Annotated in this window: 20 protein-coding genes and 2 tRNA genes; 11 read left to right on the top strand and 11 right to left on the bottom strand. The window is 50.9% G+C overall.

Features of this window, described 5'->3' with window-relative positions; translation table 11 throughout:
* Positions 1-26 precede the first annotated feature (26 nt).
* Complete coding sequence (locus AC4GL5_RS08500; protein WP_490382347.1) at positions 27-1,205, bottom strand: pyridoxal phosphate-dependent aminotransferase; 1,179 nt, start codon at positions 1,203-1,205, stop codon at positions 27-29.
* Between the two features lie 298 nt (positions 1,206-1,503).
* Here AC4GL5_RS08500 and dksA point away from each other — a divergent pair, with 298 nt between their 5' ends.
* The 11 genes from dksA (at position 1,504) to AC4GL5_RS08445 (ending at position 13,935) form a co-directional block, all read left to right on the top strand.
* Entirely contained in the window at positions 1,504-1,941 is a 438-nt protein-coding gene (dksA, locus tag AC4GL5_RS08495; protein ID WP_490382346.1) for an RNA polymerase-binding protein DksA, read from the top strand.
* A 141-nt stretch (positions 1,942-2,082) separates the two neighbouring features.
* The gene (gene gluQRS, locus AC4GL5_RS08490) at positions 2,083-3,003 is read left to right on the top strand and encodes a tRNA glutamyl-Q(34) synthetase GluQRS (RefSeq protein WP_490382345.1); all 921 of its coding nucleotides are present in this window, start codon (positions 2,083-2,085) and stop codon (positions 3,001-3,003) included.
* 79 nt (positions 3,004-3,082) lie between these two features.
* Entirely contained in the window at positions 3,083-3,259 is a 177-nt protein-coding gene (locus AC4GL5_RS08485) for a hypothetical protein (RefSeq protein ID WP_490382344.1), read from the top strand.
* Positions 3,249-6,218, top strand: a complete 2,970-nt coding sequence (locus AC4GL5_RS08480; protein ID WP_490382343.1) for a sensor histidine kinase — start codon at positions 3,249-3,251, stop codon at positions 6,216-6,218. The genes AC4GL5_RS08485 and AC4GL5_RS08480 overlap by 11 nt, the downstream gene beginning before the upstream one ends.
* A complete protein-coding gene (locus AC4GL5_RS08475; RefSeq protein ID WP_490382342.1) occupies positions 6,219-7,661 on the top strand; it encodes a sigma-54-dependent transcriptional regulator in 1,443 nt (480 codons plus the stop codon). It begins immediately after the preceding gene.
* 765 nt (positions 7,662-8,426) lie between these two features.
* Complete coding sequence (gene pcnB, locus AC4GL5_RS08470; RefSeq protein WP_490382341.1) at positions 8,427-9,830, top strand: polynucleotide adenylyltransferase PcnB; 1,404 nt, start codon at positions 8,427-8,429, stop codon at positions 9,828-9,830.
* Positions 9,827-10,336, top strand: coding sequence for a 2-amino-4-hydroxy-6-hydroxymethyldihydropteridine diphosphokinase (gene folK / locus AC4GL5_RS08465; RefSeq protein ID WP_490382340.1), 510 nt, complete (start codon positions 9,827-9,829; stop codon positions 10,334-10,336). Before pcnB ends, folK begins: the two co-directional genes overlap by 4 nt.
* 107 nt (positions 10,337-10,443) lie before the next feature.
* The gene (gene panB, locus AC4GL5_RS08460; protein ID WP_490382339.1) at positions 10,444-11,238 is read left to right on the top strand and encodes a 3-methyl-2-oxobutanoate hydroxymethyltransferase; all 795 of its coding nucleotides are present in this window, start codon (positions 10,444-10,446) and stop codon (positions 11,236-11,238) included.
* Positions 11,235-12,095 (top strand): pantoate--beta-alanine ligase, encoded by an 861-nt coding sequence (gene panC / locus AC4GL5_RS08455; protein WP_490382338.1) that lies wholly within the window; start codon positions 11,235-11,237, stop codon positions 12,093-12,095. Before panB ends, panC begins: the two co-directional genes overlap by 4 nt.
* Before the next feature lie 128 nt (positions 12,096-12,223).
* Positions 12,224-12,604, top strand: a complete 381-nt coding sequence (gene panD / locus AC4GL5_RS08450; RefSeq protein ID WP_078320584.1) for an aspartate 1-decarboxylase — start codon at positions 12,224-12,226, stop codon at positions 12,602-12,604.
* A 152-nt stretch (positions 12,605-12,756) separates the two neighbouring features.
* Positions 12,757-13,935 (top strand): acetyl-CoA C-acetyltransferase, encoded by a 1,179-nt coding sequence (locus tag AC4GL5_RS08445; RefSeq protein ID WP_490382337.1) that lies wholly within the window; start codon positions 12,757-12,759, stop codon positions 13,933-13,935.
* A gap of 219 nt (positions 13,936-14,154) precedes the next feature.
* Here the strand turns inward: AC4GL5_RS08445 and pnp are convergent, their stop codons facing one another.
* From pnp to secG, 10 genes are all read right to left on the bottom strand, one after another.
* Positions 14,155-16,275, bottom strand: a complete 2,121-nt coding sequence (gene pnp, locus AC4GL5_RS08440) for a polyribonucleotide nucleotidyltransferase (protein WP_490382336.1) — start codon at positions 16,273-16,275, stop codon at positions 14,155-14,157.
* Positions 16,276-16,431: 156 nt separating this feature from the next.
* On the bottom strand, positions 16,432-16,701 hold the full coding sequence (gene rpsO, locus AC4GL5_RS08435; protein ID WP_490382335.1) for a 30S ribosomal protein S15: 270 nt from the start codon (positions 16,699-16,701) through the stop codon (positions 16,432-16,434).
* 160 nt (positions 16,702-16,861) lie between these two features.
* Entirely contained in the window at positions 16,862-17,770 is a 909-nt protein-coding gene (gene truB / locus AC4GL5_RS08430; protein WP_490382334.1) for a tRNA pseudouridine(55) synthase TruB, read from the bottom strand.
* A gap of 6 nt (positions 17,771-17,776) precedes the next feature.
* The gene (gene rbfA, locus AC4GL5_RS08425) at positions 17,777-18,193 is read right to left on the bottom strand and encodes a 30S ribosome-binding factor RbfA (RefSeq protein WP_490382333.1); all 417 of its coding nucleotides are present in this window, start codon (positions 18,191-18,193) and stop codon (positions 17,777-17,779) included.
* A gap of 39 nt (positions 18,194-18,232) precedes the next feature.
* Entirely contained in the window at positions 18,233-20,695 is a 2,463-nt protein-coding gene (gene infB, locus AC4GL5_RS08420) for a translation initiation factor IF-2 (protein WP_490382332.1), read from the bottom strand.
* A 28-nt stretch (positions 20,696-20,723) separates the two neighbouring features.
* Positions 20,724-22,217: a transcription termination factor NusA gene (nusA, locus tag AC4GL5_RS08415; protein ID WP_490382331.1), complete on the bottom strand. Its 1,494-nt coding sequence runs from the start codon at positions 22,215-22,217 to the stop codon at positions 20,724-20,726.
* A 23-nt stretch (positions 22,218-22,240) separates the two neighbouring features.
* Entirely contained in the window at positions 22,241-22,702 is a 462-nt protein-coding gene (rimP, locus tag AC4GL5_RS08410; RefSeq protein ID WP_490382330.1) for a ribosome maturation factor RimP, read from the bottom strand.
* A gap of 85 nt (positions 22,703-22,787) precedes the next feature.
* Positions 22,788-22,864: transfer RNA gene (locus AC4GL5_RS08405), tRNA-Met, on the bottom strand.
* A gap of 98 nt (positions 22,865-22,962) precedes the next feature.
* Positions 22,963-23,049, bottom strand: a tRNA-Leu gene (locus AC4GL5_RS08400).
* A gap of 67 nt (positions 23,050-23,116) precedes the next feature.
* Positions 23,117-23,482, bottom strand: a complete 366-nt coding sequence (secG, locus tag AC4GL5_RS08395; protein ID WP_490382329.1) for a preprotein translocase subunit SecG — start codon at positions 23,480-23,482, stop codon at positions 23,117-23,119.
* Positions 23,483-23,491: the final 9 nt, after the last annotated feature.

Here is a 23,491-nt window from a genome sequence, read left to right as displayed (position 1 = left end):
ATCTGATGTTCCTGTTCCGTTTTCAGTTAGGCGCGCTTCTGAATAAAACGACCGATGCGCTCAACCGCTTCTTCCAGCTTGTCGATACTGGCGGCATAGGCGAAACGAACCGTAGTACGGGCACCTTCAACACCAAAATCCAGACCCGGCGTTGTCGCTACACCCTCTTCTTCCAGCAGATCCTGACACCACTGGAAACTGTCATCGGTCAGATGGTCGATACCGGCGTAAATATAAAACGCACCCTCAGGTGTGACCGGAATCGACATACCCAGCTCCCGCAGTGCCGGTAACAGATAATCGCGACGATGGGCAAACTCAGCCCGACGCTCTTCCAGCAGAGCGATGGTATCCGGCTGGAACGCCGCCAGAGCCGCATATTGGGATGGCGTTGTTGCGGACAGGAAGACATTCTGCGCCAGCTTTTCCAGTTCCGGCATGGCGCACTCAGGTGCCACCAGCCAACCCAGACGCCAGCCGGTCATGCCAAAGTATTTCGAAAAGCTGTTGATGACAAAGGCATCATCATTCACTGCCAGTGCCGTTTGCGCTTCCACACCGTAGGTCAGCCCCTGATAGATCTCATCACAGATCAGCGCCCCTTTTTTCGCGCTCACCGCCTGAGAGATCTCCGCCAGCTGCTCCAGGTTCACCAGCGTGCCGGTCGGGTTCGATGGCGTCGCCAGCATGGCGGCACGGGTTTTATCATTCCAGTGCTGCTCAATATGGGCAGCGCTGAGTTGGAAGTGACTGTCGGCCCCCACAGGTATCAGCTGAGACTGGCCTTCAAACAGGCGCATAAAGTTGCGGTTACAGGGATAAGTCGGGTCGGCCATCATCACCTGATCACCGGGGTTCACTAAAAGAGCCGCCAGCAACAACAGAGCGCCTGAGGCACCGGGGGTTACCAGAATGCGTGCCGGATCGACATTCACGCCGTATGCGGTCTGATAATGACGGGCAATCGCCTCTCTCAGTTCAGGAATACCTGCCGCCGGTGTATAGCCGGTATGGCCATCGCGTAACGCCTGATGACCCGCCTCTATAACCTGAGGTGGGGAGGAGAAATCCGGCTCACCGATTTCCATATGAATCACATCGCGACCTTCCGCCTGCAACTGACGTGCACGGGCCAGCAAAGCCATCACATGAAAAGGCGCAATATCCGCAACACGGTTTGCCCATTGGAAATCCGACAGCGACATACACTACTCCTGAATCTGAATACAGTGATTAACCACCGTAAAGTCACTCTTAGGGGGCTGAACATCATAGTGAAAAGCGAACCGATATGCAGCTCCGCCGGTAAAAACCTGAAGCGATTCCGGCAAAAAAAAGAAGAAAAAAGGCCGCTAAATTTGCTTTTTCTCTACTTTTCCGCTAAATAAGCAAGGCTTTCAAAAACGTGACAGGTTTTGTCCGTTGCTGAGGGTGCCAATGATGGACTATTTATCGGCGGGCATCCCCCAGACCACCAACAACATAATATGATGGGGCAGTCGTATGCCAGACAATGCAACCAACAACCTAGAGCTGAAATCATTCGTGCCGTACGAAACTAAAGACGGCGAAGAATATATGAATGATGATCAGCTGGAGCATTTCCGCCAGATCCTTCTGAAGTGGAAACAAGAGCTGATGGAAGAGGTTGACCGTACGGTTCAGCACCTTCAGGAAGATGCAAACAACTTTGCCGACCCTGCGGACCGCGCAACTCAGGAAGAAGAGTTCAGTCTGGAACTTCGTACCCGTGACCGCGAGCGCAAACTGATCAAAAAGATAAACGAAGCCCTGACCGATATCGATGAAGGTAACTACGGTTACTGCGAATCCTGTGGCATTGAAATTGGTATTCGTCGACTCGAAGCACGTCCAACCGCAACCCTTTGCGTGGACTGCAAGACGCTGGCGGAAATCAAAGAACGCCAGATCGGCGGCTAACCCGGCCCCCGACTCTGCCATAAAAAACCAGCTACGGCTGGTTTTTTTATGCCTGCTGTTTGCGTAATCTCTCTGTTTGATAAAGCCGATACACGACAGACTCATTTGAATCACTAACGGATACTGACCCATACAAATACCATGACACCAGCATCCTCCTTCGCATCAGAAATGCTCTACGTCGGCCGTTTTGCTCCCACACCATCTGGGCCGCTGCACTTTGGTTCTCTGGTGGCAGCCCTTGCCAGTTATCTGGATGCCAAAGCCCATAACGGCCTCTGGCTGATGCGGATTGAAGATATCGACCCGCCCCGGGAACAACCGGGTGCCAGCGATACTATTTTACGGTCACTCGAAGCCTTTGAGTTGTATTGGGATGGCGACGTGATGTATCAGAGCCAGCAGAGTGAACGATACCAGCATCAGGTGGATCAGTTGCTTAAACAGGGACAGGCATACCGCTGTCAGTGCAGCCGGAAACAGCTCAAAGACTACACTGTATATCCAAACAGTTGCCGTAAAAATCCCCCTCCCGCCGATGCCGAATGTGCGATTCGTCTTAAAACAGAGGGCATTTTCAGCATTGAAGACAGGATTCAGGGACACTGCCAATGGGCAATGGATCAGGTGGGTGACTTTATTATTCAGCGCCGGGACAAACTCTTTGCCTATCAGCTGGCGGTCGTACTGGATGATGTTGAGCAGGGCGTGAATCAGGTGGTCAGGGGTTATGACATTCTGGAGAGCACCCCGCGCCAGCTGCAGCTGATGCAACACCTTCAGCTCACGCCTCCGGTTTACGCTCATATTCCGGTTATTGTTCAGGCTAACGGACAAAAGCTGAGCAAACAGAATCTGGCTCCGGCCATCGACAGTACAGAGAAGCATCAGTTGCTACTTCGGGCACTGGCCGCCCTGCAGATATTTCCTGACCGGGAGATACAGGCTTGCACCTACTCTGATATTCTTCGCTGGGCAGTTGATCAGTGGCAACCTGAGCGGCTGGCACGTCAGCAGGAAATTCCCGAGGCCAGCCTTAGCGGGTATGGCGTGTACAAATGACAACGCCCATTCGCCGGGAAAACAAACAGCGTTTGAAAAAACAAACCCGTCTGAATAAAAACAACACAGCGAAATTGCCATGTATATGTACCGTTTGATTCTCTTTCTGGTATTTGCCGGTTATCTCTTCTCCCCGGTTCTGATGGACTGGTGGGGCGACAGTAACGGCAGCTGGTACCGCCCCTATCTGGTTTGGGGTGCTCTGATCGGCATTTCTATCTGGCTTGAGCAGAAGAGAAAATTGGATGAACTTTAGCTTCAGTCTGGGGCAAGTCTCCGCTATCGGCGTGGGTTACCTGCTATTCCTGTTTGCAGCCGCTTACGCCACAGAGCGCCGCTGGCTACCCCGTAAAGTCACCCGTCACCCTCTGATCTATGTGCTCTCACTGGGTGTTTATGCCAGCGCATGGGCGGTCTACGGATCTGTCGGTTTGGCCAACCAATACGGCTATGGATTTCTTTCTTATTACCTTGGGGTCGCCGGAGCCTTCGTATTAGCCCCTGTGCTTCTGGTACCCATACTCAGAATTACGCGAACCTATCAGCTGTCATCGCTGGCAGATCTCTTTGCCTTCCGGTTTCGGAGCCGCTGGATTGGCAGTCTGGTAACCGTCTTTATGCTGATGGGCGCTCTCCCTTTGTTAGCCCTTCAGATTCAGGCAGTAGCCGACTCCATCTATATTCTGACCAATGAAGCCTCTCCGCATACACTCGCCTTAGGCTTCTGCATGGTGATGATTCTGTTCGCCATACTCTTTGGTGCCCGCCATACCTCCTTGCGGGAGAAGCATGAAAGCCTTGTCGTAGCGATCGCCTTCGAATCCGTCATCAAACTGGTGCTGATGTTGGCCATTGGCGCCTACGTGCTGTTTGAGGTTTTCGGTGGCTTCCAGGGGTTAGATGTCTGGCTAACCGCCCATGCGGACCAACTTCAGGCCCTGCAAAAGCCACTGGAAGCGGGTCAGTGGCGCACCATGTTACTGCTGTTCTTTGCTGCCGCCGTGGCGATGCCGCACATGTTCCACATTATCTTTACCGAGAACCAATCCACCGATGTGCTGTTTCGTTCCAGCTGGGCGGTGCCACTTTATCTGTTACTGCTCAGCCTGCCGGTGCCTCTGATTCTGTGGGCAGGTATGGCAGAGGGTAACCCCCTCAAACCGGAATATATGGTGCTGGGCATCGGTATTAACGGGGCTGAAAACTGGGTGGGTATCTTTGCCTTTATTGCCGGACTGTCTGCCGCAAGCGGCACCATCATTCTTGTAACACTGGCGCTGGCAGCGATGACCCTGAACCATCTGGTACTGGCGGTCTATCAGCCGGGAGCCAAGTTCGATATCTACAACTGGTTGCTCTGGTTCCGCCGTCTGCTGATCGGCCTGATTATTCTGGCCGCCTATCTGTTTTACCGTACCCTTGGGGTAAAACATGATCTGGCCAGCCTCGGCTTAACCTCTTTTGTCGGTATCCTGCAGTTTCTACCGGGGATTCTGGCGGTGCTCTACTGGCCAACCGCAAACCGGATCGGCCTGATTGCCGGGCTCTGCGCCGGTATCGGCATCTGGATTTTTGGTCAGGTGATCCCTCTCATTTACAACATTGAGCAGGTAACACTGCCGGCGACCAATCTGGTCTTTCACTCCGGTGGCGATGGCTGGTATGAGGTAGCTCTGGCATCCATCATTCTGAATATTGTGGTCTTTATCTTTACCTCTCTGTTTCTGCAACCCAGTGATGAAGAAAAAGCCGGTGCCAGTTCCTGTTCGGTCGATGCCCTGTCACGCCCCCACCGGCTACAGCTAAATGCACGAACCTGCGAAGATTTTATCGGCTTTCTGGCGATCCCTCTCGGCAAGATGACCGCTGAGCGGGAGGTACAAACCGCTCTGCATGATCTGCAGCTCAACCCGGATGATGGCAGGCCCTATGCTTTGCGGCGTCTGCGGGATCAGATTCAGGCTAACTTGTCCGGCCTGATGGGCCCGGCCATCGCTCAGGAAATTGTCGATCAGTACCTGCCCTATCAGTCCAACGGCAGCAGCCATAATTCTGAGGATATTCACTTTGTTGAGACCCGGTTAGAGAATTACCGTTATCAGCTGACGGGGCTGGCAAAGGAGCTGGATTCCCTGCGCCGCTACCACCGGCAGACGTTGCAGTATCTGCCCATCGGCGTCTGCTCTCTGGGTAACGATTATGAAATTCTGATGTGGAACAACACCATGTCTGGGCTGACGGGCATCCCCATGGATCAGGTGGTGGGCTCCCGTTTTGACAGCTTACCCCCCCCTTGGAAGGACCTGCTGGGCGAGTTTGTCAGTAGTCATACGCCCCATCTGTTTCAGAAGGTACAACAGGACAACGGTAAGCCGCGCTGGTTCTCACTACACAAGGCGCATATCGAGGAGCCCCTGTCACACATGGGCGGCTCGGTGATTCTGCTGGAAGATCATACTGAAACCCAGCAACTGGAAGAGGAACTGGTTCATAGTGAACGCCTTGCCAGTATCGGTCGTCTGGCGGCGGGTGTAGCCCATGAGATTGGTAATCCGATTACCGGTATTTCGTCTCTGGTACAGAACCTCAAATATGAAACCGACAACCCGGAAGTGATTGGTGAAACCGCTGATCAGATCCTACAGCTGACCAAACGGGTAACACGTATCGTGCACTCTCTCGTCAGCTTTGCCCATGCGGGCCGACACTCCAGTCAGGCAACACAGGAACCACTTCTGGTCGGCCATGCTGTGGATGAAGCGGTCAACCTTATCTCCTTGAGTTCTAAAGGAAAAGATATCACTTTTGATAACCAGTGCCCGGACGATCTCTACGTCATCGGTGACATTCAAAAACTGATCCAGGTATTTGTTAATCTATTAGGTAACGCAAGGGATGCCTCAGATGTGGGCGATAGTGTTACTATAACTGCTACCGTTCAGGACAATACTGCCCAGGTAAATGTTACCGATCGTGGCTGTGGTATCCCTGAAGAACAGTTAGAGCATATTTTTGAGCCCTTCTTCACCACCAAAGATCCAGGAGAAGGAACCGGTCTCGGCTTAGCTCTGGTCTACAGCATCATAGAAGAACACTATGGCCATATTCAGATCAGCAGTCCGGCAGACCGGACGCAGGGTCGCGGGACAAAGGTCACCATCACCTTGCCTCTCTACCATGCTGAAGCCAAAAGCGAATCCGCGTGGAATGACTAAATGAGCAAGATTCTGATAGTAGAAGACGAAGATATTATCCGCTCCGCTCTGAAAAGGTTGCTGGAACGACATAATTTCACCGTCAACGAAGCGGCATCCGTTGATGATGCCCTGAGCCATCTGAAAAGTAACCGTTATGATCTGGTCATTTCCGACCTCCGATTGCCTAAAGCACCGGGAACCGATCTGATTGAACTGGCTGAAGGCACGCCGGTTCTGATCATGACCAGTTACGCCAGCATGCGCTCCGCTGTGGATGCGATGAAACAGGGTGCTGTAGATTACATCGCCAAGCCTTTTGATCATGACGAGATGCTGGAAACCGTTAACCGGATTCTGACTAAGCGCCAATCAGAGCAATCGGCAGACAGCCTTGTTGAAGAAACCGAAGCAGCCTCAACCGAAGCAGGAACCATGGGCATGATCGGTCACTGCGCGCCCATGCAGGTGGTTTATCAGCGCATCCGTAAAGTTGCCCCAACAGAAGCAACCGTATTGGTTCAGGGTGAATCCGGTACCGGTAAAGAGCTGGTCGCTAAAGCGATTCACAACCATAGTCGCCGAAAAGGCGAGCCTATGATCTCAGTAAACTGTGCCGCAATCCCGGAAACCCTGATCGAATCCGAACTCTTCGGTTATGAAAAGGGTGCCTTTACCGGTGCCAATACCAACCGAAGCGGTCTGGTAGAAGCAGCCGATGGCGGTACCTTATTTCTCGATGAGATCGGGGAGCTACCTTTAGAAGCCCAGGCCCGCTTATTGCGTGTCCTGCAGGAAGGTGAAATCCGCCGCATCGGCTCGGTGCAATCAAAAAAGGTGAATGTGCGCCTTGTGGCAGCAACGCACCGAAATCTGAAGAAGCTTTCCAGCGAAGGTGAGTTCCGTCTCGACCTTTATTACCGCCTTAACGTCATGGAAATCGCCCTACCAGCACTGAGAGAGCGTGGCGAAGATATTCTGGAGATTGCCGAATATCTGTTGGGCGAAGCCTGCAAGCGTATGGATCGACCTAATCTGCGTTTCAGTAAACATGCATCCGATGCCATCATGCAACATGACTGGCCCGGTAACGTACGTGAACTGGAAAATGCCATTGAGCGCGGTGTTATTCTGGCAGAAGGAAACCTGATCCATAGCGATGATATGGGGATCGTGCCAGAAACGATTGCTCCGGCACGTATGCCTCCTCAGGCACAGTCTGCACTGCCTTCCGTCAGCATGGCTCCACCACCCCAGCGCTCCGCGGGGCGTAACGATGGCACAAAGGCCCCGGAAGACCTGTCACTGGAAGATTACTTCCAACACTTTGTTCTGGAACATCAGGATCAGATGAGTGAAACCGAACTAGCCCAGCGACTGGGCATCAGCCGGAAGTGTCTCTGGGAGCGTCGTCAACGCCTTGGGATTCCAAGAAAAAAAGCAGCCTCTAAAAAGAGCGGGTAGATCCCGCTCTTTTTTTTGACCCTAATCAAAAAAGCATGACCCGCCCGTCAGAGTGACAAATTGAGAGTGTTACCGTAACACACAGACACAGAGCCAAATAATGGTTTCACAGGTAACAATCTTCTGTTTGATCTTGGGCGAACTTTACTGCACTACACCTAACTATATGTTTTTAAAGGCATTTCTAAAAAGTGGCACAGCAAGTGCAATCTATACGGGCAAGAACAACAAGAACACGGTTAACTAACAGCCAACTCAACAAAAATAATAATTGGCAGATTTTGTAACGCTCATACAACAAAAACAAAAATCAGAGCGGAAAAGATCAGGCAACAACGGAAACAACAACAATAAATATCCGATAAGTGCCAAACCTGAAACAACAACAATAAATCAGGTCGATGTTAACCACAGCGAACTCATGCATCTCAGGCTCGTAACAACAATAATAAAGCGATGCTTTAAGATGCCAGTCCGAATAACAAAAATAAAAACCGGACTGAGAAAAAATCCTTGGATTAATTGTTTTGAATACGAGGCGGTCCAAACCAGAAGTAGTGATACTTCGCATTGGAAAACAAAAATAATAAGGCATAAGCCACCAAGGTTTGTCACCGATAGACTGTCATTGCGTATTCAGAGCGATTTACCGAAGTCTGACATACCGTCCGCATGGAAGTGGACAGTTCCGGCGGGGCCAATTTGGCCCCGCTTTTATTTTTAGGGTACACTCCCCTCTCCTATTCAGAGATTCAAGACCCAGCGATGCTAAAAGGAATTCCTTCTTTTCTAAAGCGTCCCGGCGATTCAATTCGGCAGCTGCTTAAATCAGAGCGCCCCAAGCAATCCGAACAACACGAATTGCGCATCGTTTCCCGTGACGAACACCCCATCAGCCGCTCCGGCATTTCAGAAAGCGCTTTGAAAGTGCTCTATCGCCTGAAAAAAGCAAATTATGATGCCTTTCTCGTAGGCGGCTGTGTTCGTGATGCCCTTTTGGATCTGCATCCAAAAGATTTTGATGTGGCGACCAACGCAACGCCAGAGCAGGTTAACAGCCTGTTCCATAACGCCCGTATTATTGGCCGACGCTTTCGTATTGTGCATGTTCGTTATGGTCGCGAGATTATTGAGGTGACCACCTTCCGCGCCCCTCATGATACGTCTGATGCCAAGTCACATGCCTCGCAGACCGATCAGGGACTACTGGTTCGGGATAATGTTTTCGGTACCATTGAAGAAGATGCGATGCGTCGCGACTTCACCATCAATGCTCTCTATTACAATATTCGTGATTTCTCCATTCACGATTATGCCGGTGGTATCCGTGATATCGAGCAACGCCTGATCCGAATGATAGGTGACCCCGAAACCCGTTACCGTGAAGACCCGGTGCGCATGCTGCGTGCCATACGTTTTGCTGCCAAGCTAAGCTTTAAGATAGAAGCCGCTACTGAGGCTCCGATACGAACCTCAGCGAATCTGCTGCGACAAATTCCGGCAGCACGTCTGTTTGAAGAAGTTCTTAAGCTTTTCCTGTCAGGGCAAGCTGTCGAGACATTCAAGCTACTCCGGGAATACCATCTGTTTGAGCCGCTGTTCCCTTACACGGAAGACGCCCTGAAAGAGAATCCGGAACGGGAAGCATTTGTTATCCGTGCCCTGGAAAATACGGACAAACGTATCCGTCAGAATAAACCAGTGACACCGGCTTTTCTGTTCGCTGCGCTTCTATGGCCAGTCGTCCAAAGAGCATTTGGCGATCTGATTCGCTCGGGCATACCTCCCGTACCGGCAATGCAACAGGCAGGGCAGCAGGCAACAGCAGCTCAGGTCGATTTCACTTCGATACCGAAGCGCTTCAGCCAGCCAATGCGTGAGATCTGGGAGTTCCAGCTCCGGCTTGAACGACGTCAGGGTAAGCGGGCCTTCCAGACGGCAGAACACCCGAGATTCCGGGCGGCCTACGACTTCCTCGTATTGCGGGGAGAAACCGGCGAAAACGTTCAGGATCTCGCTCAATGGTGGACTGATTTTCAGGAAAGCGACACACACTCCCGACGCAATCTGGTTCAGCACAGTGAGAAGCATAACAAGCCAGCGCCCCGAAAGCGCCGTCGTCGTCGCAGCAACCATAAAGGCAGTCAGAACCGGAATCATCAGGAATGAGTGTAAACGCCCCGAAAAGCCATACGGCTTACATCGGCCTTGGCAGCAATCTTGAAGATCCGATACAACAGCTGAGAACGGCTTTGGCGGAGTTGAATGAACTGACGGGCACTCGTCTGATCACGGCTTCATCGCTATACAGCAGCAAACCGGTTGGCCCCCAGGACCAGCCGGATTTTGTCAATGCGGTGGCACAGCTGGAAACAGCCCTTGAGCCGCTTGAGTTACTCGACCAGCTTCAGGCTCTGGAGCAAGCCCACCGACGGGTACGTGAACGCCACTGGGGACCACGAACACTGGACCTCGATCTGTTACTGTTTGATGATACGATTATTACCCACCCACGCCTTACCGTTCCCCATGCTCATATGCATGAACGGGGCTTTGTTCTGTTACCTTTAGCCGAAATAAGCCCCAAATTGACCCTACCCGGTAAAGGTTCTATTACAGACATTCTGTCTAATATCGCGACAGATGACTTGCAGATACTGACAAAGTCAGAGTAAAGTTACCGCAGCTTGTTACCTTTAGATGCAGGTAACGTCAAAGTAACACATTCCGAAACGCCCACCGCCACAAGCAGTGGGCGTTATTGTAATGGCGGAACATAATAATGAAGACAGTGACAATCAGTACACTGAATAAGCTAAAGCAGGCCGGTGATAAATTCAGCTGCCTGACTGCGTACGATGCAACTTTCTCAGGGCAAGCCAGTCTGGCAGGAATCGAAGTTCTGCTGGTGGGAGATTCTCTGGGTATGGTTCTGCAGGGACATAACACCACACTGCCGGTAAGTGTTGACGATATCGCTTACCATACCCAATGCGTTACCCGCGGCAATCAGGGTGCTCTGGTTATGGCGGATATGCCATTTATGAGTAACGCCTCCACCGAACAGATGCTGATCAATGCCGGTAAGCTGATGCAGGCCGGTGCTCACATGGTGAAAATTGAGGGTGAAGCCTGGCTGGCAGAAGGCATTACCGAGCTAACCCGCCGGGGCGTTCCCGTTTGCGCGCACTTAGGCCTGACCCCTCAGATGGTGAATCAGTTTGGCGGGTACAAGGTGCAGGGCAAAACCGAAGCCGCTGCTCAGGCGATCATTGAAGCCAGCCAAAAGCTGGTGGATGCCGGTGCCAGTATGATCCTGCTGGAATGCGTTCCATCTGAAGTGGGCCGACTGGTAACAGAAGCGGTTTCGGTACCTGTTATTGGTATTGGTGCCGGACCTCATACCGATGGCCAGATTCTGGTTATTCAGGACATGCTAGGCATCACCATGGGCCGCACAGCTAAGTTTGTGAAAAACTTTATGACTGATGCCTCTAGCATTCAGGAAGCTCTGAGCAATTATCACCAGGAAGTTAAAGCCAATACCTTCCCTGCTGAGGAGCACTGTTTCTCATGATTATCTGCCACTCCATTGCTGAGTTACGCTCTGCCATCGCAGAGCGGAGCAGGAATGAAGCCGGCAGGGTCGCCTTCGTTCCGACAATGGGCAACCTGCATTCCGGGCATATTCACCTCATTCATGAAGCCCATAAAGTAGGTAGTACCGTCGTATGCAGCATCTTTGTCAACCCGATGCAGTTCGGCCCCAACGAAGATCTGGATTCTTATCCGCGTACTCTGGAAGCAGACAGCGATAAACTGTCTGCAGCAGACTGTCATATTTTGTTTGCGCCCAATGCCAGTGAGATCTACCCCAAGGGTCTGGACGACCAGACTCAGGTGAAGGTACCTGAACTGGGCGAAGAACTTTGCGGTGCCGCACGCCCTGGCCACTTCACGGGTGTTACCACGATTGTCAGTAAACTGTTCAATATTGTTCAGCCCGATGTCGCTCTGTTTGGTCAGAAAGATTTCCAGCAATTGGCGATCATTCGCAAAATGGCAAAGGACCTTTGCATGCCCCTTGAAATCAGAGGCGTCCCAACGGTTCGCGCTGAATCCGGGTTGGCACTCAGCTCCCGAAATGGCTATCTGACACCGGATGAGCTTTCTAACGCTCCGGCTCTGTATCAGACATTAGTCAAAATTCGTCAATCGATCGAAGCGGGTGAGTCAGATTTTGATACACTCTGCCAGCAAGGCAAAAACGAGTTGACCGCCCACGGTTTTACTCCCGATTATCTGAGCGTTCGCCGTCAGTCTGACCTTAAAATAGCAGACAGCAATGACACAGAACTCGTTATTCTGGCAGCCGCTCATCTGGGTAAAGCACGACTGATTGATAACATCGCATTTGCGTTGAATCAAAAATAACATTAAGGCATACTGCGCAACTTAGCTGCTATTTGCAGCAAACCTGCGTGCTTCTATAGCATTTCCAGTATGCTTTTAAATAAAGCTTTTAAATAAAGCTTTTCAGAAAGAAATAAAGGTTAATCATCATGCAATCCATCATGCTTAAAGCAAAGCTGCATCAGGCTCGTGTCACTCACGCGGTACTGGAGTATGAGGGTTCTTGCGCTATTGACGGCAACTTGCTGGATATGGCCGGCATCCGTGAATACGAGCAAATTCAGATTTATAACATTGAGGGCGGCCAGCGCTTCACAACCTACGCAATCCGTGGTGAAGAAGGTTCAGGCATTATCTCTGTTAACGGTGCTGCGGCTCATCAGGCTAAAGTTGGCGACCGCGTTATCATTTGCGCCTACGCAAACTACACTGAGGCTGAACTGGCTAACTTCAAACCTGCCCTGATCTATATGACAGAAGGCAACGAAGTCAGCCATACCAGTAATGCGATTCCTGTTCAGGTTGCATAAAAGCAGACCGCACAACGCATTCAGAAAAAGCTGACCTAAGGTCAGCTTTTTTTTTGTCATCATTTAGGCGTATTCTGTCTCTGGAACTGCGAAAAAGTGCTATGCTGCATAGCACAATAATAGATCTCTATCTGATGAAAAAGGAAATACTTATGCAAGACGTTGTTATCGTCGCGGCCGGTCGTACCGCTATCGGCAGCTTTAACGGTGGTCTGAGCTCTGTTTCTGCCAGCGATCTGGGTGCTGTTGTGATTAAAGGCCTGTTGGAAAAAACCGGCATCGATCCAAAACTAGTCGACGAAGTACTGCTGGGTCAGGTACTGACCGCAGGTGCAGGCCAGAACCCTGCCCGACAAGCTGCTATCAAAGGTGGCCTGACAGAATCTACTCCGGCCATGACGATCAACAAGGTCTGCGGTTCAGGCCTGAAGGCTCTGCACCTGGCAACTCAGGCCATTCGCTGTGGCGATGCCGATGTGATCATCGCAGGTGGCCAGGAAAACATGTCCCAATCTGCACACATCCTGCCGAACTCCCGTAACGGTCAGCGCATGGGTAACTGGGCACTACAGGACACCATGATTGTTGATGGCCTGTGGGACGCCTTTAATGATATCCACATGGGGATCACGGCAGAGAATCTGGCTGAGAAATACTCGATCAGCCGTGAAGAGCAGGATGCGTTCGCTGCTCAGTCTCAGCAGAAAGCCGAAGAAGCGATCAAAGGTGGCCGTTTCTCTGATGAGATCATTCCCGTAACCATTCCTCAGCGGAAAGGTGACCCGGTTGTTTTCGATACTGATGAAAATGCCCGCTTCGGTACTACCGCTGAAAAACTGGCCGGTATGCGCCCTGCCTTTAAGAAAGATGGCACCGTCACTGCGGGTAACGCTTCGACTCTGAATGATGGCGCTGCAGCGGTTATGCTGTGTAGCGCTAAGAAAGCGGAAGAACTGGGTTTGCCAGTTCTGGCCAAGATCTCTGCATACTCCAATGCGGGTGTTGATCCTAAGATTATGGGTATTGGTCCTGTTCCGGCAACTCAGCGTTGTCTGGAAAAAGCGGGCTGGGATATCAACGATCTGGATCTGGTTGAAGCCAACGAAGCTTTCGCTGCTCAGGCTCTGAGTGTTAATAAAGAGCTGGGCTGGGACACCAGCAAGGTGAATGTTAACGGTGGTGCTATCGCCTTGGGTCACCCGATTGGTGCTTCCGGCTGCCGTGTATTGGTTAGCCTGATTCACGAAATGATTAAGCAGGATGCCAAGAAAGGTCTGGCAACCCTGTGTATCGGTGGTGGTCAGGGTGTTGCGCTGGCGGTTGAACGCTAAGCCTGCTCCCTGTTAAGGACTAAGCTTTTCGCTGAGTCCTTAACAGGTTTTAATGGCTATAAACCACTAAAACCGGAACATAAAAAAACCTCGCAGATTCGCTTTTAGCAAAACACTGCGAGGTTTTTTTGTGCCTGATGAAAACCTTAGGCGATCATCAGGGAACCCTACTCCGATGACACCTTCCAAAGAAGGCTCACCGGATCAGAAGATCACAGATTACTCAGCGGCTTCTTCAGCCAGAGTTGCTGCTTTCTCTTCTTCGGTTACTTCTTTAATGCTCAGCTTAACGCGGCCACGGTTGTCCACATCCAGAACCTTAACAGCAACCATGTCACCTTCTTTCAGGTAATCGCTCACTGCGTTAACACGCTCCTGTGCAACCTGAGAGATGTGCACCAGACCGTCCTGACCTGGCAGGAAGTTAACGAAGGCACCAAAGTCAGCCAGACGTACAACCTTACCTTTGTACACAGTACCGATTTCAGCTTCAGCAGTGATGCCAGCAACTTCGTTGATCGCCATCTGCGCTGCTGCTTTGTTTTCTGCGTAGATCTTAACCAGACCGTTATCGTCGATATCGATAGAAGCTCCGGTACGCTCACACAGTGAACGGATGGTTGCGCCACCTTTACCGATAACGTCACGGATTTTCTCAGGGTCGATCTTGATAGTGGTCATCGCAGGTGCGTTCTCAGACAGATCTTCACGACCTTCACTGATCACCTTGTTCATCTCACCCAGGATGTGCAGGCGGGCTTTGTTAGCGCGCTGCAGAGCCACTTCCATGATCTCTTCGTTGATACCTTCGATCTTGATATCCATCTGCAGAGCAGTGATACCTTCAGATGTACCGGCTACTTTAAAGTCCATGTCACCCAGGTGATCTTCGTCACCCAGGATGTCGGTCAGTACAGCGAAACCTTCGCCTTCTTTAACCAGACCCATCGCGATACCGGCAACCGGTGCCTTCAGAGGTACACCAGCGTCCATCAGTGCCAGAGACGCACCACACACGGAAGCCATAGAGCTTGAACCGTTAGATTCAGTGATCTCGGAAACCACACGGATGGAGTACGGGAATTCCTCTTCAGTCGGCAGAACCGCCTGAACACCACGACGAGCCAGACGACCGTGACCGATTTCACGACGCTTAGGACCACCCATGAAGCCCGCTTCACCAACAGAGTATGGAGGGAAGTTATAGTGCAGCATGAACGGATCGCGAACTTCGCCTGCCAGAGACTCGCTGATCTGTGCATCACGGGCAGTACCCAGTGTTGCGGTAACGATCGCCTGAGTTTCACCACGGGTGAACAGAGCCGAACCATGAGTCTTCTGCAGCATGCCAACTTCAACACGGATATCACGAACAGTGTCCTGATCACGACCGTCGATACGTGGCTCGCCATTTACAACAGACTGACGAACAACCTGTTTTTCAATGCTGGAGAATGCGGATTTAACGGCATCAGCCGCTGGGCCTTCTTCATTAGCCAGTTTCTCAACCGCTTCTGCTTTCAGCTCGCCCAGCTGAGCGTAGCGATCCTGCTTAACAGTGATCTTGTACGCGTCTTTAATCTTGTCAGCGTAAGCCATAGAAACCAGCTGTTTGGTTTCAGTGTCTTCTGCCGCTGGCTGCCAGTCCCATGCGGGAGTTGCAACCTCAGCTGCGAACGCTTTGATTGCCGCGTTAACAGCCTGAAGCTCTTTATGAGCAAACAGTACTGCACCCAGCATTTCGTCTTCAGTCAGTTCTTCTGCTTCTGACTCAACCATCAGGACGGCACTTTCAGTACCCGCCACAACCATGTCCAGAAGAGACTCTTCCAGTTTCTCGTTGGTTGGGTTCAGGATATAACCATCTTCGTCGGTGAAACCAACGCGCGCAGCACCCAGAGGACCGTTAAAAGGTACACCGGAAACGGCCAGGGCCGCAGAGGTACCGATCATCGCTGCGATATCAGGGTTGTTATCCTTGTCTGCAGACATAACTGTACAGATCACCTGAACTTCGTTCATAAAGCCGTTCGGGAACAGCGGACGAATCGGACGATCGATCAGACGGGAAGTCAGTGTTTCGTTTTCAGTCGGACGGCCTTCACGCTTGAAGTAACCACCAGGGATTTTACCTACAGCGTAAGTCTTTTCCTGATAGTGAACAGACAATGGAAAAAATGCCGCGTCCGGTGCTGCGTCTTTTTTAGCGACAACAGTACACAGCACAGAGGTGCTGCCCATAGTAACCATAACAGCACCAGTAGCCTGGCGCGCGATACGACCCGTTTCGAGTGTTACGACCTGATCGCCGTAATTAAATGTCTTAGTAACCGGATTCACGGTAATTTCCTTCCAATGTCTATTGCTTTCATGTGTGCGCTATTTTCACACAAAGAAGCCCGCTATCAAAGCGATAGCGGGCTTCAGAGGGCAAACATTTTCAGTCACTAAATTGCAACGGAAACATTTACCAATGTCCTAAGGACAACGTCGGTATTAACGACGCAGACCCAGACGTTTGATCAGATCGCTGTAACGACCCAGATCTTTCTTCTTCAGGTAATCCAGCAGCTTACGACGCTGGTTAACCATGCGAATCAGACCACGACGTGAGTGGTGATCCTGTTTGTTCGCTTTGAAGTGTTCCTGCAGACCGTTGATGTTGAACGTCAGCAGTGCAACCTGAACCTCTGGGGAACCGGTGTCACCTTCGCCACGTGCGTAGTCTTTAACGATTTCTGCTTTCTTTTCTGCAGTTAAAGCCATGATGCTTCTCCTGATAAAATATGCGAAAAATAAATTCAGGATAACCGCGCATATTTACAGTTACCCTAACTTTGCCTCTGATTGAAGCAGTCCTGCCCTCAGGCCAAAATCTGGCGGGACATGGAAATCTTTGTTCGCTGCTATTAAAACAGGATCACTGCTATTCGAACACCACCTGTCGTTTGGGTTTCAAGCGACCCGGTTCTGACGATTCAGCCAGACCGATAAATCGGGCCTGATCATCGTACAAACGGACTTTATCGACATATACCTGATCACAGGCAATATCCTGGCCGTGGAGGATACGCGCAGTTTCCTCCGCAGACAAATCTTTCTTAGGAAAATGAGCCACCAATACATCGGTATCCAGCAGATAACCGTCAAGAGATTGTTCCAGATCTCTTTCAGACTGCAGGCGGTCAAAATCCAGCATCTCGGTGGCATCAAAACCACCGGTATGGGTCCTGTGCAGCATCACCAAATGCGCACCGCAACCCAGAGCCTCTCCAATGTCCTGAGCCAAAGTACGAACATAGGTACCCTTGGAGCAACGGACAGAGAAGGTCAGATCAGGTGCATTCCATTCCAGAAGCTCTAATTCAAAGATGGTGACCGCCCGAGCCTTACGCTCAACGGTTTTACCTTCGCGGGCCAGTTTATAAAGCGGCTGACCGTTCTGTTTAAGTGCCGAATACATTGGCGGTACCTGCTCGATATCTCCCAGAAAACGCGCCATAGCCTCTTTGATCTGAGCTTCATTAAGCTCAGGGACCGGGCGTTCCTGAATGATCGTGCCTTCGGCATCACCGGTATCAGACACCTGGCCCAGACGGGCGGTGGCGATATAGGCTTTGTCAGCATCAAGCAGGTAACTGGAGAATTTAGTCGCTTCGCCAAAACATAACGGCAAAAGTCCGGTTGCCATAGGGTCAAGATTGCCCGTATGACCGGCTTTGCTGGCATTAAACATCGCACGGACACGTTGCAGCGCACGGTTGCTGGAGATGCCTTTAGGTTTGTTCAGCAGAAGGACGCCGGAGATATTCCGGCCTTTACCACGACGAGCCACCGGAGCTTAATCCTCCGCTGTATCGTTTTTGTGACCTTCGGGGTCGGTTGAATCGGTACGTGATTTATCCGCCGCTACGGCTTCTTCAATCAGGCTGGACAACTTGCGTCCATGTACCAGGCTGGAGTCATAGTCGAACTTGAGTTGCGGCACGATGCGCAACTTGATCGATTTACCGATCTCGCGACGCAGAAAACCTGCAGCACGGTTCAACACGCCAAGATCTTCTTTGGCTTCTTCAGCACTATCTTTACCCAGAACGGTGATGTAGACGTTAGCAAAGCTCAGATCACGACTGATCTGCACATCATTAACGGTCACCATCCCCAGACGAGGGTCTTTAATCGAAAACTGAATTATCCGAGCCAGCTCCTTCTGGAGCTGCTCGGAAATTCGGTCAGTTCGTTTGAACTCACGGGACATTCAGACTGATCCTTGGCGCACTTAAATTACGCGGGGTAATTAAAGGGTGCGCTCAACTTTAACTTTGTCAAAGACTTCGATCTTGTCGCCTTCTTTAACATCGTTGTAGTTCTTAACACCGATACCACACTCAACACCGTTACGGACTTCGTTAACGTCGTCTTTGAAGCGGCGCAGAGATTCCAGCTCACCTTCATAGATCACAACGTTGTCACGCAATACACGGATCTTCTTGTTGCGGAATACGGTACCTTCAACAACCATACAGCCTGCAATTGCACCCAGCTTAGGAGAGCGGAAGACATCACGTACTTCGGCGATACCCACAATCTCTTCTTTATACTCAGGAGCCAGCATACCGGTCATGGCCTGCTTAACGTGGTCGATCAGCTCATAGATCACGCTGTAGTAGCGCAGATCGATCTCTTCACGTTCAACAATGCTACGGGCTGTTGCATCAGCACGGACGTTGAAACCAACCAGAATCGCGCTGGAAGCAAGAGCCAGGTTAGCGTCAGTTTCAGCGATACCACCAACACCGGAAGAGATGATGTTCACTTTCACTTCTTCGGTAGACAGATCAAGCAGTGCTGCAGTGATCGCTTCCAGAGAGCCACGTACGTCAGTTTTCAGTACGATGTTCAGGTTAGCGACTTCACCTTTGCCCATGTTCTCGAACATGTTCTCTAGTTTCGCGGCCTGCTGGCGTGCCAGTTTCACATCACGGAATTTGCCCTGACGGAACAGTGCAACTTCACGGGCTTTACGCTCATCCTGTACAACGGTGAACTCGTCACCGGCATCAGGCGTGCCATCCAGACCAAGAATCTCAACAGGGATCGCAGGACCGGCTTCATCAATCGGCTTGCCGTTCTCGTCAATCAGAGCACGTACACGGCCGTAGTTCAGACCGGCCAGAACCATATCACCCTTACGCAGGGTACCGTTCTGAATCAGAACAGTGGATACCGGACCACGACCTTTATCCAGACGCGCTTCAACAACCACACCTTTACCCGGTGCTTCAGGAACCGCTTTCAGTTCCAGAATTTCAGATTGCAGCAGTACCGCATCCAGCAGAGCGTCGATACCTTCACCCGACTTGGCGGATACGTGGATGAACTGAACATCACCGCCCCAGTCTTCAGGAATCACGTCTTTAGCAGCCAGTTCGGTTTTAACACGATCCGGATCAGCCGCTTCTTTATCGATCTTATTCACAGCAACGACGATAGGCACACCAGCCGCTTTCGCGTGATGGATCGCTTCTTCCGTCTGAGGCATCACGCCATCATCAGCGGCAACAACCAGAATAACAACGTCAGTCGCTTTCGCACCACGTGCACGCATTGCCGTAAAGGCCGCGTGTCCCGGAGTATCCAGGAAGGTGATCATGCCGTGACCGGTTTCTACATGGTAAGCGCCAATATGCTGGGTAATACCACCGGACTCACCGGAAGCTACTTTCGCACGACGAATGTAATCCAGCAGAGAAGTCTTACCGTGGTCAACGTGACCCATTACGGTAACAACCGGCGCGCGGGTTACTTCATGGCCGTCGTAGCTGATGTTGTCCAGAACGTCGTCTTCCAGAGCGTTGTCATTCAGAAGCTTGAACTTGTGGCCCATCTCTTCAACAACGATCTGAGCTGTATCCTGATCGATTACCTGGTTAATGGTAACCATAGCACCCATCTTGAACATCACCTTGATCACTTCTGCTGCTTTAACAGCCATCTTATCGGCAAGTTCTGCAACAGTGATCGCTTCAGGGATCGCTACTTCACGAACGATAGGTGCAGCCGGTTTCTCAAAACCATGCTCACGCTTAGGTCCGTTGTTACGGTTATCAGAACCACGACGTGCATTCTTCTTCGCACTGCGTACTTCTTTCTTACCGCGACGAGGGGCGTTCTCTTTCTCTTTTTTACGCTCGCCATACTCTGGCTTAGCAGAAGTCTTTTTGCCTTTACTTGGCTTATTACCGGCAGTGTTGTTCTCATCACGGAACTTCTTAGCCGGAGCCTCTGAAGGAGCTGCAGCTGCTGCCGGAGCAGCTTCAGCAGGTTTCTGAGGTGCTGCTTCAGCCTGAGCTTTCTGCTCTTCAGCTTTGCGCTTGGCCTCTGCCTGACGCTTAGCTTCCTGCTCAGCTTGTAGCTTCGCTTCTTCTTCCGCTTTCTTCTTCGCTTCTTCAGCAGCCTGATCAACTTCAGGACGCTTCACGTAAGTACGCTTTTTACGCACTTCAATATTAACGGTCTTCTTACCGGCACCTGCTTTCAGCTTAGTCGTGGTACGACGCTTCAGGGTGATTTTACCCGGCTCACTTGCTTTACCACCGTGGCTTTCTTTCAGGTGGTTCAGAAGGGTTTGCTTGTCTTGCTCTGAAACCGGCTGATCCGCTTTCTTATGTGGCAGGCCTGCTTCGCTCATCTGCTCCAGCAAACGTTCCACAGGTCGGCCAACACTTTCAGCAAACTCTTTTACGGTTGATTCTGCCATTCATTCTTCTCCTGTGACTTTGCTGCGCTTACTCGCCGCCCTCGAACCAAGGTGCACGGGCCGTCATAATTAACTGGCCGGCTTTTTCCTCAGACATACCATCAATATCAAGCAAGTCGTCAATGGACTGTTCAGCAAGGTCTTCCATGGTACAGATACCTTTACTTGCCAATACATATGCAAGGTGTTTGTCGATACCTTCCATATTCAACAGATCTTCAGCTGGTTCAGAATCTTCCAGTTGCTCTTCATCAGCAATCGCCAGATTCAGCAGCTCATCTTTTGCACGGCTGCGCAGTTCTTTAACTAAATCTTCATCAAAGCCTTCAATGGCCAACATTTCATCAATTGGCACATAGGCCACTTCTTCCAGACTGGTGAAACCTTCTTCCACCAGTACGCGAGCCAGCTCTTCATCAACATCCATATGATTGATGAAAACCTGTACCACGCTGTCGAACTCTTCGCCCTGCTTAGCTTCGGCTTCTTCTTCGGTCATCACATTGATCTTCCAGCCCGTCAGCTCACTGGCCAAACGAACATTCTGACCGTTGCGACCGATCGCCTGTGCAAGATTCTCGGAATCTACCGCAACATCCATTTCATTTTTGTCTTCATCAACAATAATGGATGCTACTTCAGCCGGAGCCATCGCATTGATGACCAGTTGTGCAGGGTTGTCATCCCACATAACAATATCAACGCGCTCATTACCCAGTTCAGACGAAACCGCCTGTACACGGGAGCCACGCATACCAACACAAGCACCAACAGGGTCAATGCGCTTGTCATTGGTTTTAACGGCGATTTTAGCTCGCAGACCCGGATCTCGGGCTGCACCGCGAATCTCGATCAGCTGTTCTGCAATTTCAGGAACTTCGATGCGGAACAACTCGATCAGGAACTGGGGACGAGCCCGGCTCAGCAGTAGCTGGCCGGAACGCGCTTCCGGGCGTACTTCTGCAAGCAGCGCTCGAACACGGTCATTCATGCGGTATTTTTCACCGGCAATCATCTCATCGCGTGGCAGGAAACCTTCTGCATTACTACCCAGATCGACAATAACGCCATCACGAGTGGTTTTCTTAACAGTACCGTTAACAATCTCGCCTTCGCGTTCGGAATACTGACGCACAATTTCTGCACGCTCTGCTTCACGAACTTTCTGAACGATAACCTGTTTTGCGGTCTGTGCAGCGATACGACCAAAAGCGATCGATTCGATCTGCTCTTCAATCACATCACCGATATTCAGGGAGGGGTCTTTCTTCTGAGCATTAGTCAGTGAGATTTCATAATCCACATCATCCAGCTCAATATCTTCAACAATTGTCCAGCGACGGAAAGTATCGTAGTCACCTGTTTTACGGTCAATTGCTACGCGGACGTCCGCCTCTTCATCGTCGAAACGTTTTTTGGAGGCACTAGCCAGAGCTAATTCGATCGCCTCAAAAATAACTTCTTTAGAAACGCCTTTCTCGTTTGAAACGGCATCTACTACCAGAAGAATCTCTTTACTCATGCCATTGCCTCAACAAAAAGTCCTTAGTTATCAAACTGCGGCACTATCCGAGCCTGTTCAATATTCTCGATTGGAAAGCAGTACTCTTCCTGATCGACTACAACCAGCACCTCATCTTCTTCGATGCCGTTAAGAATACCGGAAAATTTTCGTCTTCCTTCATACGCAAGGTTCAGTTTCAGGGCTACTTTGTAGCCTTTGTAACGAGCAAACTGATCCAGAGTAAACAGAGGACGATCCATACCCGGGGAGGATACTTCCAGCGTATATTCACTGCTGATCGGGTCTTCTACATCCAGAACACCGCTGAACTGACGACTGACTTCTGCACAGTTATCAACTGTGACGCCATCCGGTCCATCGATAAATACCCGCAACATAGAATGATTGCCCTGAGGTTTATATTCCAACCCCCAGAACTCAAGCCCCAGTGCTTCGACAACTGGCTTGGCCAGATCGATCAGCAAAGTCTCTTTCTTTGCCATCTAATCACCCTGAAAAATAAGAAAGCTGAACTTTTTTGCAGCTAACAAAAAGCCCCTATAAAAGGGGCTTTTTGTTATAGAAAATTGGTAGCGGGGGCCGGATTTGAACCGACGACCTTCGGGTTATGAGCCCGACGAGCTACCAGGCTGCTCCACCCCGCATCAATGAAGGTGCACATTCTATGACCAATGCCAACAATAGTCAACCGACTATTTCACAGGAGCCATAAATACAGCCTTTAAAGACTGCCGTGCTAATTTGGTGCCGAAAGCGGGACTTGAACCCGCACGACCATAAGGTCACCACCCCCTCAAGATGGCGTGTCTACCAATTCCACCACTTCGGCATATAGAACAAACAAAATCACAGAGGATCTTGCGACAGCGCTGAAAAAAAGCGCCTACGATCAACAATTAACGCTCTGCAGGTACATCGCTATCTGCAGGAGCTGGAGTAGCATCCTCCAGAGCAGGAAGACCACCAGCAGCTTCTTTCTGCGCCTGCTCAGTCACGATACCCGTGTCTGCAGACCGGCTGCTGCTTTTCGCTTGTTGACTGGCATAAAAAGCCAAAGCCAAGCTTGTCGCAAAAAACAGGGCCGCAAGTATAGCGGTAATACGACCCAAAAAGCTAGCATTTCCTGTACTGCCGAAAACAGTTTGCGAAGCACCGCCACCAAATGAAGCGCCCGCCTCCGCACCCTTACCCTGTTGAATCATCACCAGACCCACCAGAGCAATCGCCAGAACTACGTGTACTGCCAGAATTACAGTTTCCATTATCTCGAC

The organism is Oceanospirillum sp., from assembly GCF_982874595.1.
This window is presented reverse-complemented; position numbering and strand designations above follow the sequence as displayed.

What these genes read in the sequence shown, in the direction of transcription:
- secG (WP_490382329.1), bottom strand. Translation starts at nt 23,482, where the DNA reads ATGGAAACTGTAATTCTGGCAGTACACGTAGTTCTGGCGATTGCTCTG.
- panB (WP_490382339.1), top strand. Translation starts at nt 10,444, where the DNA reads ATGAAGACAGTGACAATCAGTACACTGAATAAGCTAAAGCAGGCCGGT.
- AC4GL5_RS08500 (WP_490382347.1), bottom strand. Translation starts at nt 1,205, where the DNA reads ATGTCGCTGTCGGATTTCCAATGGGCAAACCGTGTTGCGGATATTGCG.
- panD (WP_078320584.1), top strand. Translation starts at nt 12,224, where the DNA reads ATGCAATCCATCATGCTTAAAGCAAAGCTGCATCAGGCTCGTGTCACT.
- dksA (WP_490382346.1), top strand. Translation starts at nt 1,504, where the DNA reads ATGCCAGACAATGCAACCAACAACCTAGAGCTGAAATCATTCGTGCCG.
- rbfA (WP_490382333.1), bottom strand. Translation starts at nt 18,193, where the DNA reads ATGTCCCGTGAGTTCAAACGAACTGACCGAATTTCCGAGCAGCTCCAG.
- gluQRS (WP_490382345.1), top strand. Translation starts at nt 2,083, where the DNA reads ATGACACCAGCATCCTCCTTCGCATCAGAAATGCTCTACGTCGGCCGT.
- AC4GL5_RS08445 (WP_490382337.1), top strand. Translation starts at nt 12,757, where the DNA reads ATGCAAGACGTTGTTATCGTCGCGGCCGGTCGTACCGCTATCGGCAGC.
- pcnB (WP_490382341.1), top strand. Translation starts at nt 8,427, where the DNA reads ATGCTAAAAGGAATTCCTTCTTTTCTAAAGCGTCCCGGCGATTCAATT.
- folK (WP_490382340.1), top strand. Translation starts at nt 9,827, where the DNA reads ATGAGTGTAAACGCCCCGAAAAGCCATACGGCTTACATCGGCCTTGGC.
- nusA (WP_490382331.1), bottom strand. Translation starts at nt 22,217, where the DNA reads ATGAGTAAAGAGATTCTTCTGGTAGTAGATGCCGTTTCAAACGAGAAA.
- AC4GL5_RS08475 (WP_490382342.1), top strand. Translation starts at nt 6,219, where the DNA reads ATGAGCAAGATTCTGATAGTAGAAGACGAAGATATTATCCGCTCCGCT.
- AC4GL5_RS08480 (WP_490382343.1), top strand. Translation starts at nt 3,249, where the DNA reads ATGAACTTTAGCTTCAGTCTGGGGCAAGTCTCCGCTATCGGCGTGGGT.
- panC (WP_490382338.1), top strand. Translation starts at nt 11,235, where the DNA reads ATGATTATCTGCCACTCCATTGCTGAGTTACGCTCTGCCATCGCAGAG.
- AC4GL5_RS08485 (WP_490382344.1), top strand. Translation starts at nt 3,083, where the DNA reads ATGTATATGTACCGTTTGATTCTCTTTCTGGTATTTGCCGGTTATCTC.
- infB (WP_490382332.1), bottom strand. Translation starts at nt 20,695, where the DNA reads ATGGCAGAATCAACCGTAAAAGAGTTTGCTGAAAGTGTTGGCCGACCT.
- rimP (WP_490382330.1), bottom strand. Translation starts at nt 22,702, where the DNA reads ATGGCAAAGAAAGAGACTTTGCTGATCGATCTGGCCAAGCCAGTTGTC.
- rpsO (WP_490382335.1), bottom strand. Translation starts at nt 16,701, where the DNA reads ATGGCTTTAACTGCAGAAAAGAAAGCAGAAATCGTTAAAGACTACGCA.